The organism is Levilactobacillus zymae, assembly GCF_032190635.1.
In the GTDB taxonomy this organism is placed as follows: Bacteria; Bacillota; Bacilli; order Lactobacillales; family Lactobacillaceae; genus Levilactobacillus; species Levilactobacillus zymae_A.
This window is the reverse complement of record NZ_JAVLAS010000001.1, coordinates 1,834,405-1,846,961: the sequence shown is the minus strand read 5'-3', so window position 1 is coordinate 1,846,961 and position 12,557 is coordinate 1,834,405. Positions and strand designations below refer to the sequence as shown.

At 53.5% G+C, this 12,557-nt stretch carries 15 protein-coding genes; all 15 read left to right on the top strand.

The window, feature by feature from the left end:
• The first annotated feature begins 1 nt into the window (after position 1).
• The 15 genes from RI501_RS08640 (at position 2) to RI501_RS08570 (ending at position 12,503) form a co-directional block, all read left to right on the top strand.
• On the top strand, positions 2-1,375 hold the full coding sequence (locus RI501_RS08640) for a replication initiation and membrane attachment family protein (protein WP_313821765.1): 1,374 nt from the start codon (positions 2-4) through the stop codon (positions 1,373-1,375).
• On the top strand, positions 1,375-2,301 hold the full coding sequence (gene dnaI, locus RI501_RS08635; RefSeq protein ID WP_313821763.1) for a primosomal protein DnaI: 927 nt from the start codon (positions 1,375-1,377) through the stop codon (positions 2,299-2,301). Before RI501_RS08640 ends, dnaI begins: the two co-directional genes overlap by 1 nt.
• Positions 2,302-2,644: 343 nt before the next feature.
• Positions 2,645-4,636 carry a threonine--tRNA ligase gene (gene thrS / locus RI501_RS08630; RefSeq protein ID WP_313821760.1) on the top strand — a complete coding sequence of 664 codons (1,992 nt, stop codon included), beginning with the start codon at positions 2,645-2,647 and terminating at the stop codon, positions 4,634-4,636.
• A 354-nt stretch (positions 4,637-4,990) separates the two neighbouring features.
• Positions 4,991-5,494, top strand: coding sequence for a translation initiation factor IF-3 (infC, locus tag RI501_RS08625; RefSeq protein WP_313823188.1), 504 nt, complete (start codon positions 4,991-4,993; stop codon positions 5,492-5,494).
• Positions 5,495-5,548: 54 nt separating this feature from the next.
• Entirely contained in the window at positions 5,549-5,743 is a 195-nt protein-coding gene (rpmI, locus tag RI501_RS08620) for a 50S ribosomal protein L35 (protein WP_313821758.1), read from the top strand.
• 74 nt (positions 5,744-5,817) lie between these two features.
• Entirely contained in the window at positions 5,818-6,177 is a 360-nt protein-coding gene (gene rplT / locus RI501_RS08615; protein ID WP_313821756.1) for a 50S ribosomal protein L20, read from the top strand.
• A gap of 190 nt (positions 6,178-6,367) precedes the next feature.
• The gene (locus RI501_RS08610) at positions 6,368-6,910 is read left to right on the top strand and encodes a YqeG family HAD IIIA-type phosphatase (protein WP_396442517.1); all 543 of its coding nucleotides are present in this window, start codon (positions 6,368-6,370) and stop codon (positions 6,908-6,910) included.
• Positions 6,891-8,036 carry a ribosome biogenesis GTPase YqeH gene (gene yqeH, locus RI501_RS08605; protein WP_313821754.1) on the top strand — a complete coding sequence of 382 codons (1,146 nt, stop codon included), beginning with the start codon at positions 6,891-6,893 and terminating at the stop codon, positions 8,034-8,036. The genes RI501_RS08610 and yqeH overlap by 20 nt, the downstream gene beginning before the upstream one ends.
• 4 nt (positions 8,037-8,040) lie before the next feature.
• Positions 8,041-8,364, top strand: coding sequence for a ribosome assembly RNA-binding protein YhbY (yhbY, locus tag RI501_RS08600; RefSeq protein ID WP_313821753.1), 324 nt, complete (start codon positions 8,041-8,043; stop codon positions 8,362-8,364).
• 14 nt (positions 8,365-8,378) lie between these two features.
• Positions 8,379-9,011 carry a nicotinate-nucleotide adenylyltransferase gene (locus RI501_RS08595; protein WP_313821751.1) on the top strand — a complete coding sequence of 211 codons (633 nt, stop codon included), beginning with the start codon at positions 8,379-8,381 and terminating at the stop codon, positions 9,009-9,011.
• A 1-nt stretch (position 9,012) separates the two neighbouring features.
• Positions 9,013-9,609, top strand: coding sequence for a bis(5'-nucleosyl)-tetraphosphatase (symmetrical) YqeK (gene yqeK / locus RI501_RS08590; RefSeq protein WP_396442534.1), 597 nt, complete (start codon positions 9,013-9,015; stop codon positions 9,607-9,609).
• Between the two features lie 18 nt (positions 9,610-9,627).
• The gene (gene rsfS, locus RI501_RS08585) at positions 9,628-9,984 is read left to right on the top strand and encodes a ribosome silencing factor (RefSeq protein WP_313821750.1); all 357 of its coding nucleotides are present in this window, start codon (positions 9,628-9,630) and stop codon (positions 9,982-9,984) included.
• On the top strand, positions 9,981-10,724 hold the full coding sequence (locus tag RI501_RS08580; RefSeq protein WP_087742147.1) for a class I SAM-dependent DNA methyltransferase: 744 nt from the start codon (positions 9,981-9,983) through the stop codon (positions 10,722-10,724). The genes rsfS and RI501_RS08580 overlap by 4 nt, the downstream gene beginning before the upstream one ends.
• A gap of 2 nt (positions 10,725-10,726) precedes the next feature.
• Positions 10,727-11,875, top strand: coding sequence for a nucleotidyltransferase (locus tag RI501_RS08575; protein WP_313821747.1), 1,149 nt, complete (start codon positions 10,727-10,729; stop codon positions 11,873-11,875).
• Positions 11,876-11,948: 73 nt separating this feature from the next.
• Positions 11,949-12,503 carry a DUF177 domain-containing protein gene (locus RI501_RS08570; protein WP_313821745.1) on the top strand — a complete coding sequence of 185 codons (555 nt, stop codon included), beginning with the start codon at positions 11,949-11,951 and terminating at the stop codon, positions 12,501-12,503.
• The last annotated feature ends 54 nt before the right edge of the window (positions 12,504-12,557 follow it).

Genomic DNA, 12,557 nt, shown 5'->3' with positions numbered 1-12,557 from the left:
AATGGAGGATTCTTGGCACCAATTAAGTCCCAAAACGGGCTTCGTGGTTCGCTTAGCCGATCGCCTAACGGAACAAAGCTGGCAGACGTTAAGTCAGCTGTATCAACCCGTGATTGGACCGCTGGCCGCTGGAGCGTTTAGCGGTCTCTTTTGGTTACCCCAACGGGAGCACCTCCACCGCCACGCGGTCTTGTTAGCGACGTTGGGCGTGGACTTGGCGCACTTTTATGATGCTCGAATTCGCTTGGAGGCCACGGGCTTACTGACCACCACGGTCGACCGGGTAGATGAGCTCACCACGTTTACCTATACGCTGCACGCCCCGTTGTTACCGACGGCCTTTTTTAACGACGATTTGTTAAGCGTGCAACTCTTAGACGCCGTGGGGGAGGACTTTTACCGGGAGTTGGTGACCCAAAACACCCTAGCCAGTGCGCCAACTTCCGGTCAAGATATCACCAAGACCTTTTTGGACGTGTTTCAGGTAGTGGGGGGAGAGCTCAAACAGCTACCCGCTGCGGTGACGAGTAGTCGCCAACACTTTCAGGCCACACCCGCGACCCCACAACTGGGGGACGTGGCCACGGACTTTGATTGGCAATTGCTGGGCCAAATTCTCGAACATTCGTACGTGGATACGCGGGCCTTACAGACTCACCGAGCGTTATTTTTAACGGAACACGCCACTTACGGGATCGATGAACCCACCATGGCACGGTTTATTGGAGAAGCGACTAATCTGGCGACCAACCAATTTGACGCGGAACAATTCAAACGCTTAATTGCCCAGCAGTTTGGACAAGCTCACCGTGGGCAAACCGTTAAGGCGGCTGTGACACCGCCGGCAGCCGCGACCACCACGACGTCCGCCCAGCAGGCGTTGATTCAGGTAGCCACGGCCACACCCCCCGTCAATTTTTTACAAGCGATTAAGAAGCAGACCGGGGGCTTTATTACCGATGGCGAGCAGCGCATCGTGCGGGACCTAGTGAGTCGACAATTATTTCCCACCAGCGTACTTAACCTGATGATTTACCACGTGTTGGTCGACGAGGACCGGGCTACGCTGAATAAGAATCTTTTGGATACCATCGCAAACGATTGGAGTAAGGCGGGAATTCAGACGCCCACGCAGGCCATTGACAAGATCCGTGACCGACAGAGGGCGGCGCAACAGCCTAAATCCCGCCGGACGGGCAGTCGGCGCGGGACCCCGACGGTTAAGGAAACGTTGCCGGATTGGGCGAAAAAACCGACGAAGGACAATCCGGTACCGACGGGCAAACCAGCCCAGTATACGGCCCAACAGAAGCAAGAACTCGCCGACCGGATTGCCCGGTTTAAACAGCGGCGTGAAGGAAAGGAGGAATCCTGATGGAAGATATCAGCAAAACGATGCAAGACATGATGAGTAAGCGCCATTTGAATCGTAATTACCGGCAGTTGATGGACCAGGCGTTTGCCGATCCGGAGGTCACGGCTTTTATTCAGGCTAACCAGGCCGACCTTGCGGAGGACGTTTTGGTCCGTTCGGCTTCAAAAATCTACGAGTTTGTCACGGAACGCGATAAAGTGCGGCAGGGTGGTCAGACCTTTGCCACGGGGTACGAACCCCGGTTGATTGTTGCCAACCATCTGCTCGACGTCGCCTACGTCCCGACGGCAGCAACCATGGAAAAACAGGCGCAGCAGCAGTTACAACGCCGTGTGCGGGCCATTGCGATGCCGAAAGATATCCGTAATGCGGAGCTGGATAATTTCGATAACGATAACAACCGTATGGAAGCCTTAATGGCAGCGACGGAGTTTATCGATAATTACGAGAACAGTCCCCACCATCGCCACCAGGCCCTGTACCTGTCGGGGAGTTTTGGCGTCGGGAAAACTTACTTACTAGCGGCGGTTGCCAACCAATTGGCCGCCGATGGGTTTTCCAGTACGCTGGTTCACTTTCCGAGCTTTGCGGTCGAAATGAAAAACGCCATCTCCAAAAACGGGGTCGGTGACAAACTGGATGCAATTAAAAAAGCGCCCATCCTGATGATCGACGATATCGGGGCCGACGCCATGTCCGCGTGGGTCCGCGATGACGTGCTGGGCGTGATCTTAGAGTACCGGATGCAGGAGGAGTTGCCGACGTTTTTCAGTTCGAATTTCTCCATGGCCCAGTTGGAAAACGAACACTTACGAATCTCCACGCGCGGGGATGACGAACCCCTGAAGGCCCAACGATTGATGCAACGGATTCGGTTCTTAGCGCGAGAAATCGTCATGGTGGGAGCAAATCGCCGGCCACAATAAAAATGACGACTTATCCTTGACAAGGGGTAGCCGCGAGTGTTTAATAGACGTTGAGGCAACAAATGCTTAGACAAGAGATACGATTTTAGCGGTGACGTTTCCAGGAAGAGGGAACCTTGATTGGAAGTTCCCTTAAACGCCCGCTAGGATTACCGCTCTTGTAGCAGTCGAAAGGAAATTTTCGGCCGGTCCGTTCCGTTATCGACGACTAGAGTTCACGGGGGCGCAGTCTCCGTGAAGAAGATCGGGTGGAACCACGTTATTGACGTCCCCAGTGTCCTTAATTGGATGCTGGGGACTTTTTGCGTAGCTACTCAAATACAGAAGAGGGAGATCAGATATTATGGCAGATATTTCTATCAAGTTCCCCGACGGCAAGGTACAAGCCTTCGCCGAAGGGACGACGCCGCAAGACGTTGCCAAGTCCATTTCAATTAGTTTAGCAAAGAAGGCCGTTGCCGCTAAGTATAACGGTGACTTGGTCGACTACCTGACCCCACTGAAGGGCGACGGCGACATCGAAATTGTGACGAAGAGCGACGCCGCGGGCTTAGGGGTGTTACGCAACACCGCCGCAGCCTTGCTCCGGATTGCGTTAAAGAAGGACTTCCCAGGAATCCGTTTGGGGGCTGCTAGTGCCGAAGAAGACGGCTTCTACGTGGATACCGACAAGGACGACCAACAAGTTAGTGCCGACGAACTGGACGCACTGGCCGTGGTCATTGAAAAATTAGCCAAGGATAAGTTAGACATCAAGCGGATCTCCTTAAGCAAGGACGATGCTTTGGCCCAAGCCAAGGATGATCCGTTCAGCACCGAGTTGATCAAGGCGGTTGCTGGCGACCAAGTACCGTTCTTACAGATTGGGGATTACCAAGTCTTAAGCGATGGGGCCCAACTCGCCAACACCGGCGACGTTAAGCACTTTAAGCTATTGTCCGTTGCCGGCGCTTACTGGCAAGGCAAGTCCTCAAACCCAATGCTCCAACGGATTTACGGGACCGTCTTCTTCAAGGATGGCGACTTAAAGGACGACTTAGCTAAGCGGCAAGAAGCTCGCGAACGGGATCACCGGGTCATCGGGAACCAATTGGACTTGTTCTTCGTTGATCCTAAGGTCGGGGCCGGCTTACCTTACTGGATGCCAAACGGGGCCACGATTCGGCGGACCATCGAACGTTACATCATCGACAAGGAAGTCGCTAACGGCTACCAACACGTGTACACCCCAGTGCTAGCTAACCTGGACCTTTACAAGCAATCTGGTCACTGGGCTCACTACCGTGAAGACATGTTCCCACCAATGGACATGGGTGATGGCGAAATGCTGGAATTGCGGCCAATGAACTGCCCAAGCCACATTCAGATTTACAACCACCACATCCGTTCTTACCGGGAATTGCCATTACGGATCGCTGAACTTGGGATGATGCACCGTTACGAAAAGTCCGGTGCCCTGAGTGGGTTACAACGGGTTCGGGAAATGACGTTAAACGATGGACACACCTTCGTGGCGCCAGACCAAATCCAAGACGAATTCAAGCGCATCTTGAAGTTGATGGTTCAAGTCTACGCGGACTTCGACATCAACGATTACACCTTCCGCTTGAGTTACCGTGACCCGAAGAACACCGAAAAGTACTTCGACGATGACGAAATGTGGAACAAGGCACAACACATGTTGAAGGGTGCCATGGATGACCTGGGCTTGGATTACGTCGAAGCCGAAGGGGAAGCAGCCTTTTACGGTCCAAAGTTGGACGTGCAAACCAAGACGGCCATGGGGAACGAAGAAACGTTATCCACCATTCAATTGGACTTCATGTTGCCAGAACGCTTTGACTTACACTACGTTGGGGCCGATGGTGAAGAACACCGGCCAGTCATGATTCACCGTGGGCTGGTTTCCACGATGGAACGGTTCACCGCTTACCTGACCGAAATCTACAAGGGAGCCTTCCCAACCTGGTTGGCACCTAAGCAAGTGACGATCATCCCCGTTTCCGAAGAAAAGCACGGCGCTTACGCCGATAAGTTAGCTGCTGCAATGAAGGCGGCCGACATCCGGGTTAACGTCGACAAGCGGGGCGAAAAGATGGGCTACCTGATCCGGGATGCCCAGACGCACAAGATTCCGTACACCTTGGTTGTTGGGGAACAAGAAATGGCCAACAACAGTGTCTCCGTGCGGAAGTACGGTGAAGACGAGGCCGTTTCAATGAGCAGTGACGCCTTCATGAAGGAAATCTTGGCCGACATCGCTTCTTACAGTCGTGAAGGCGACGCGAAGGGCGAAGAAAGCAAGGTTGAAAAGAAGCTGGATCAAGATAAGTAACACAAAAGCTGGACTAAAAAGTGCGATTTAAGGGTTGTTGTGATGACCGTTTCTCTGCCAGGCTAAACGGTGATCTACCGGAACCATTAAAGCTGTAGTCGCAATTAACCGCTAAAAGGTGGTTGACAAGCTCAATCGATCCTGATATGATGGTTGAGTTGAGAAATTAAGCAGAGGCTACCGCTTCTCGCCTAGTGACCCCATGTTGCTGGGCTGGATATGCACGTTAATTCCGTCATTTAGACTGGAATTTCTTGCGGGAGCCGTTTGATTTTCATCAAAGGTTCCCGCATTTTTTGTCTCATGTGATTCTCAAGATTATTTTGGAGGTGGATTACCATAGCAAACGACACGATTGTCAACGAGGGAATTCGCGCACGCGAAGTTCGGTTGATTGCCGACAACGGTGACCAATTAGGAATCAAGTCCAAGCGAGATGCATTGCAGATTGCCGAAGACGCCAACCTCGATTTAGTTTTGGTTGCACCGAAAGCCAAGCCACCAGTAGCCAAAGTTATGGACTACGGAAAATACCGTTTTGAGTTGCAAAAGAAGCAACGTGAAGCGCGTAAGAAACAAAAAGTGGTTAGCGTTAAGGAAGTTCGGCTGAGCCCGACCATCGATACCAATGACTTTAACTTTAAGTTGAAGAACGCTAAGAAGTTCTTGACGAAGGGTGAAAAGGTTCGGGTGTCGATTCGGTTTAAGGGCCGGGCAATCACCCATAAAGACATTGGTCGTGAAGTGTTAAACCGGATGGCGCAGGAAACTTCTGACGTCGCCACGGTGGAACAACGGCCTAAGATGGACGGTCGGAGCATGTTCTTGATGCTGGCGCCCATCGCTGAGAAAAAGTAAGGATTGATGCGGTAATCATTTGCGATTACCGACACAAGGAGGATATTTCGTACTATGCCAAAGATGAAGACTAACCGTGCTGCAGCCAAGCGTTTTAAAGTAACTGCTAAGGGCGGTATCAAGAGTGCCAACGCTTACACGTCTCACCGTTTCCACGGTAAGACCAAGAAGCAACGCCGGAACCTTCGTGGGACCCGGATGATGGACCAAACGACTCTCAAGACTTACCGGAGTTTATTACAAAAGTAATTCGGTCGTTAAAATTTCGGGTTGACGAGTTAATCGTCGCCATAATGTTTGAATTGATTTAGGAGGAAAAGATTATGCCACGAGTTAAAGGCGGTACTGTTACACGCGCACGTCGTAAGAAAGTTTTAAAGTTAGCCAAGGGTTACCGGGGCTCTAAGCACCGTTTATTCAAGGTTGCCAAGGACCAAGTTCGGAAGGGTTACCAATACTCCTTCCGTGACCGGAAAGCTACGAAGCGTAACTTCCGTAAGCTTTGGATTGCCCGGATCAACGCCGCAGCCCGGATCAACGGTCTGAGCTACAGCAAGTTGATGCACGGTTTGAAGTTAGCCAACATTGACGTTAACCGGAAGATGTTAGCCGACTTAGCAGTGAACGATGCTGCTGCTTTCAAGGCCTTAGCTGACCAAGCTAAGGACGCATTGGCTGCTTAATTCAGTTAATGAGAAAAAGACTTCGCTGGCGATCAGCGAAGTCTTTTTTATTAAGAGAGACCACCCCTTAAGCACGGGAGGGGTGGTGAATCACGCCGGGTCCAGTGAAGGGGTCGGAGTGGTAAATTACGCTGAGATTGCGTATAATATAGTGCTAGATATTATTGGGACGAAGGGAGGAGTCACCCGCATGGTTGCTGGATTAAAACCCACGTGGATGGTTACCAACATTTATGATTTGACCCCTAAAGACTTACGGGCCCAGGGGGTGCGGGCGGTTCTAACGGATTTGGATAACACGTTAATCGCGTGGAACAATCCGGACGGGACCCCCGAGCTTCGTCATTGGCTAAATTTATTAGAGTTAGCGGGGATCCGGGTGATTGTGGTGTCTAACAATAGTCGGCAACGGGTCGATCGGGCCGTGGCCCCGTTTCAGCTGCCCTATATTCACCGGGCGTTAAAACCCTTTCCGTGGGGACTGAACCGGGCACTACGGCGGTGGCATTTTCGCCGCGATGAGGTGATCATGGTCGGCGATCAGCTGATGACCGATGTTTGGGCGGCAAATCGCAGTGGCGTTCGCAGCGTCTTGGTGAAGCCTATTTTAAAGTCGGACGCGTGGATTACCAAGGGGAACCGGCTACTCGAAAAATTTGTTATGTGGCGGTTACGTCACGTTTACCCAGAATTAACTTGGCAGGAGGATTTGAATGAACGCAAAGCACATTGACCCCGTACTGGTTGACGGGGAACCCTTACGGTGTATTGGCTGTGGTGCCGTGCTCCAAACGACGGACAAAACGGCACCGGGTTACACGCCCCAATCGGCGTTAGACAAGGGCCTAGCGACGGAGACGCAAGAAGTGTATTGTCAACGCTGTTTTCGGCTGCGGCACTACAACGAAATTGTTCCCGTTGGCCTGACCGACGACGATTTCTTACAACTACTGACTCAGATTCAGGACGCGAACGCCCTGATTGTTTATGTCGTGGATATTTTTGACTTTAATGGAAGTCTGATTCCGGGGCTACACCGGTTCGTGGGGGAAAACCCAGTCTTGTTAGTCGGCAACAAGGAAGACTTGATGCCCAGCTCACTCAAACGAAGTAAGCTGCAGGATTGGTTACGTCAACGCGCCAACGAGGCGGGCTTGCGGCCCATCGATGTGACCCTGCTGAGTGCTAAGACCAATCAATCGGTCGACGATCTGCTACAAAAGATTGACAAGTACCGTGGCGATCGTGATGTTTACGTGGTCGGCGTTACCAACGTGGGGAAGTCCACGTTAATTAATCAAATTATCCGACAGAACACCGGCGTGAAGGATTTAATTACCACGTCCCGGTTCCCGGGAACCACCCTAGACAAGATCGAGTTACCGTTGGACGACGACCACGTGTTGGTGGATACCCCTGGGATTATCCAAAACCAACAAATGGCACACTTCTTAACGGGCAAGGACCTGAAGATTGTGACCCCGCAAAAGGCCATCAAGCCGAAGGTCTACCAGCTAAATGACCAACAAACGCTTTTCTTGGGCGGGGTCGGCCGGTTTGATTATAACCAAGGCCCGAAGACGGGCTTTACGGCCTACTTCGAAAATAACCTGTACCTTCATCGGACCAAATTGGCCAACGCCGATGAGTTCTATGACCGGCAACGGGGGGACCTGTTAACCCCACCACAAGCGGATAATTCCGATTTTCCACCATTGGTGGCCCACGCGTTCAAGACCACGGTCAAGAGTGATTTGGTCTTTGAAGGGTTGGGATGGATTACCGTGCCCGCCGGCGTTAACGTGACCGGTTGGGCCCCCGAGGGCGTTGGGGTGTTGTTACGCCGAGCGATGATTTAATATAATGGAGGAAACTAATTTGTTACGAGGCAAACAGAAACGCTATTTACGGGCTCAGGCCCATAGTTTACGCCCCATCTTTTCCGTGGGGAAGAATGGCCTGACCGAGGTCTGGTTGGACCAACTGACCGGTGCGTTAGAAAAACGGGAGTTAATCAAGATTAACTTGCAACAAAGTGCCGAGGTTACGGTGGCCGACACCAAGACCTACATTGAAGACAATACCGATATTCAGGTCGTCCAAACGATTGGGCGGGTGCTGGTCCTGTACCGGCCCGCAACGGACGCCGACAACCAGCGCTTTTCACCAGTGGTTGAAGATATGTAGGGAGGTTTGACAACGTGGTCAAGATTTCAGAACGGACGAGTACGCAAACGGTGACCCAAATGGCGGCCACCGCGAAGAAACGCCGCATTGGAATTTTAGGGGGGACCTTCAATCCGCCGCACCTGGGACACCTGGTGATTGCGGATCAAGTGGCCACCCAATTGGGGTTAGACAAGGTGCTGTTCATGCCCGATGCCGAACCACCCCACGTTGATCGGAAACTGACAATTCCCGCGGCCGACAGAGTGGCGATGGTCAAGGCGGCCATTGCGGACAACCCGCAGTTTAAGCTGGAACTGACCGAGGTGCAACGGGGCGGATTGAGCTACAGCTACGACACCATGTTGCAGCTGACCCAGCAGCATCCCGAAAACCAGTACTACTTCATCATCGGCGGGGACATGGTGGCCTATCTACCCAAGTGGCACCGCATCGATGAATTGGTCAAACTGGTCCAATTCGTGGGCGTTTGCCGCCAAGGATACGCCCATGAGTCGCCGTATCCGGTGCTGTGGGTCGATGTCCCGAACATTGGTATCAGTTCGACCATGGTGCGGCAACGGGTCCGTAACGGGCAGTCCGTGCGTTACCTGGTACCGACCTTAGTGGATTTATATATAAAGGAGCATCTGTTGTATCGTGACTGAGATGACCTATACGCATCACTGGTTTCCCGGAACCCGAGCGGAGCTATTAGCCCGCTTACGGGAACAGTTAAATGATAGTCGCTACCAACACGTCTTGCGGGTGGAAGCCACGGCAATTCAGTTGGCCCAAGCCAACGGGGTTGAGCTGGAAAAGGCCAGCGTTGCGGGTTTAACCCACGATTATGCCAAGCAGCGACCGGATCAGGACTTTATTGCCGCGATTCACCGCTACGGGCTGGATCCGGCCCTGTTGGCCTATGGCAATCCCATCTGGCACGGGGCGGTGGGGGCTGAGTTGATTAAGCGCGAGCTACACATCACCGACGAGGACATCTTAAATGCGACGCGTCACCATACCACCGGGGCCGAGTACATGACACCGTTGGAACAGATTGTGTACATGGCCGACTTTATTGAACCAGCCCGCGATTTCCCTGGGGTGGATCGCGCCCGGGAATTAACCGCCAAAGAACTCGGTTTAGGCGTGGCGTACCAAGCTAAGCATACGTTGGCGTATCTCATCAACAACGGCAAGGTCGTTTACCCCAAGTCGTTAGTGACGTACAATGCTTGGATTCAACGTTATCCCAATGTTTGAGAGGAGAACAACATTTATATGGAAAGTAAAGCACTATTAGAAATCGCGGTTAAAGCCGCCGAAAGCAAGCGGGCCGAAAACATCGTGGCCTTGGACATGCAAAAGGTCAGTTTGATGGCCGATTACTTCTTGATCATGGAAGCCAACTCGAGCCGCCAGGTCAAGGCGATTGCCGACGAAATCAACGACAAGTTGGCCGAAAACGGCGCCACGGTCCGCGACATCGAAGGGAAGAACGATGCCAGTTGGATCCTGTTGGACTTGGGTGACGTGGTCATTCACGTCTTCCAGAAGGAACAACGGGCCCATTACAACCTCGAAAAGCTCTGGTCCGACGCGCCGCTCGTCGACCTGAGTGCTTGGGTAGAAGCTTGATTTACCAATCCTTCGCGCAACTTTACGACGATTTATTCGATCCAGCCATGTACACGCAATGGCTGGATTTTGTCGCCTCACGCGTCGATCCGGCTAGCGGCGAACTGCTGGATCTGGCTTGTGGGAGCGGACGACTAGGTGTGCAATTGGCACAAAAGGGGTACCAGGTCAGCGGTTTAGACCTATCCGAAGAGATGCTGGCCCTAGCCGCTAAGCACGCCCAGGAGGCCGACGTGACGTTTCCGCTAATGGCCGGAGACATGTTGGACTTAAGCGCCATCGGGCAGTACCAAACGGTGACCTGTTTTGCCGATTCGTTTTGTTACTTACCGGATCTCGACGCCGTGACGCAGGCCTTCACGCAGGTACACGACCACCTCAACGTGGGCGGAACCTTCCTGTTTGACGTGATTACGCCACACCAGACCGACGACGTGTACCCGGGGTACATGTACAATTACGTCGACGATCACCGGGCCTTTATCTGGACCAGCTACGGGATCGAAGACGAGGCACACGCGGTCGACCACGACCTGACCTTCTTTATTCAGGATACGGCCGACGACGCCTACCGGAAGGTGACGGAACTCCATCACGAACGAACTTACCTGTTACCGGACTACCGGAAGGCGTTGCGGTTAGCGGGGCTGACGTTGAACCGGGTCAGTGCAGACTTCGGGCACGCCGAGGTCGACGACCAGACCACGCGCTGGTTCTTCGAGGTCACACGGGAGGCGTAAACATGACGTTACAGGCGGCCGGCATCATTGCCGAATACAATCCGTTTCATCACGGGCACGCCGATCAACTCCGCCGGGTCCGCGAAACGACCGGGGCCGACGTCTTGGTCGTAGCGCTGAGTGGTAATTGGGTTCAACGGGGCGAACCGGCCCTGCTGGACAAGTGGCAACGCGCCCGGTTGGCCTTGGCGGGGGGCGCCGATTTGGTGATTGAGCTCCCCACGGCCAGCGCCTTACAGCCGGCCCATTTGTTTGCGGCGGGCGGCGTTCAGCTGTTAAGCGCGCTGGGGTGCCGTTGGCTGGCTTTTGGGACCGAACACCCGGACCTGGATTACGACCGCCTGATGGCGCATTTACCCACGGATCCGGCGACGTTTAAACGCTTTGACCAGACCTACGCGACGTTGTTTCAGGGTTACCTGCGCGACCATACGGGGATTACCTTAAGTGCCGCTAACGACATTCTGGGGTTCTTCTACGCGTTAGCGAACCGCCGGCAGGGCGACCCGTTAACGTTGGTGCCGTTGAGTCGGCGGGGCAGTCAGCATAACGACGCCACCATCAAAGCGGGAACGGCGTTTGCTAGTGCCACGGCGATCCGCACGGCGGCCTTAGCGGGCGATTGGGCGACCGTGGCCCCAGTGGTGCCACCGACGACCCTCACGGCCCTGCAAACGGCGCAGTTGACCAGCTGGGACGATTTCTGGCCGTTGCTGCGGTACCAATTGGTCAGTAGCGACGTGGCGGACCTCGGGCAGCTGTACCAACTCACGGAGGGCGTCGAATACCGTCTGAAGAAAGCGGCGCTCACGGCGACCAGTTTTGCGACGTTTATGCACGCCGTGAAGACTAAGCGCTACACCTACACGCGCTTGCAGCGCCAGGCGGCGTCGGTGCTCTTGCAGACCAAGCCGACCGAGATGTTGACCGGACCGCAGTATCTGCGGGTGCTGGGCTATCGTCCGGTGGGCCAAAACTATTTACATCAAATTAAAAAACACGTGACTTTACCGTTAGTCAGTCGAGCGGACCGGGATTGGCAGCGAGGCGTGGGGGCCCTGGACACCCGGGCCGGCGCGCTGCGGACGCTGGTCACCGGGATCGGCCAAGACGATGGGCGAATTCCGGTGAAGTTTCCGGTTTCTGAATGACTATCAAGGAAATTCCCTTGACATCATTTCGCTTGACAGGTATAATTTATCACGTTGCATTGGAGGGATAACGATGAAATGGTCGTTGACCGAATTACGTAAGACTCACCGAAGCGAACCGTTAGCCTTCGAGGAGACCTTGGATTTAAAGGCGGACTTGATGGCCCGGTACGGTGATGAGGTCTTAGACCTCACCCCCGTTAAAGTTAAGGGTCTCGTGTCCGTGGTGAGCGAAGGGGACGTTGTGGTGGTGGCTCAGATTAAGGCCACCCTCACCGTTCCGTCAAGCCGGTCGTTAGCACCGGTGACTTTACCAGTCGATTTTCAGATGACTGAGTACTACGTATCGGACGCTGCCGCCACGCAACGGTTTGAAAAGACCGACGTGGTGATGGTGGTTCCCGACGACGTTATCGATTTCGATAAGGCCGTGGGCGATAACCTCATCCTGCAGATTCCGATGCACATTCTGTCCGATGCCGAAAAGCAGGGGGCCGCAATGCCGGAAGGTAATGACTGGCAGGTTGTCAGTGAAGCGGACCTTGCGAAGGTTGAGGCGGAAAATCAAACTGTTGATCCACGTCTTGCAAAGCTCAAAGACTTCTTCCCTGATCAGGATGATAAGTAGTCACTTTGTAAGCCTTAAAAATTTTTTCACTAGTGGATAATTTTAATTAAAGGA

Excerpts from the sequence above, each read along its gene's own strand:
- rpmI (WP_313821758.1), top strand. The coding sequence starts at position 5,549 with ATGCCAAAGATGAAGACTAACCGTGCTGCAGCCAAGCGTTTTAAAGTA.
- rplT (WP_313821756.1), top strand. The coding sequence starts at position 5,818 with ATGCCACGAGTTAAAGGCGGTACTGTTACACGCGCACGTCGTAAGAAA.
- yqeH (WP_313821754.1), top strand. The coding sequence starts at position 6,891 with ATGAACGCAAAGCACATTGACCCCGTACTGGTTGACGGGGAACCCTTA.
- rsfS (WP_313821750.1), top strand. The coding sequence starts at position 9,628 with ATGGAAAGTAAAGCACTATTAGAAATCGCGGTTAAAGCCGCCGAAAGC.
- RI501_RS08640 (WP_313821765.1), top strand. The coding sequence starts at position 2 with ATGGAGGATTCTTGGCACCAATTAAGTCCCAAAACGGGCTTCGTGGTT.
- RI501_RS08610 (WP_396442517.1), top strand. The coding sequence starts at position 6,368 with ATGGTTGCTGGATTAAAACCCACGTGGATGGTTACCAACATTTATGAT.
- yqeK (WP_396442534.1), top strand. The coding sequence starts at position 9,013 with ATGACCTATACGCATCACTGGTTTCCCGGAACCCGAGCGGAGCTATTA.
- RI501_RS08570 (WP_313821745.1), top strand. The coding sequence starts at position 11,949 with ATGAAATGGTCGTTGACCGAATTACGTAAGACTCACCGAAGCGAACCG.
- RI501_RS08575 (WP_313821747.1), top strand. The coding sequence starts at position 10,727 with ATGACGTTACAGGCGGCCGGCATCATTGCCGAATACAATCCGTTTCAT.
- dnaI (WP_313821763.1), top strand. The coding sequence starts at position 1,375 with ATGGAAGATATCAGCAAAACGATGCAAGACATGATGAGTAAGCGCCAT.
- yhbY (WP_313821753.1), top strand. The coding sequence starts at position 8,041 with ATGGAGGAAACTAATTTGTTACGAGGCAAACAGAAACGCTATTTACGG.
- thrS (WP_313821760.1), top strand. The coding sequence starts at position 2,645 with ATGGCAGATATTTCTATCAAGTTCCCCGACGGCAAGGTACAAGCCTTC.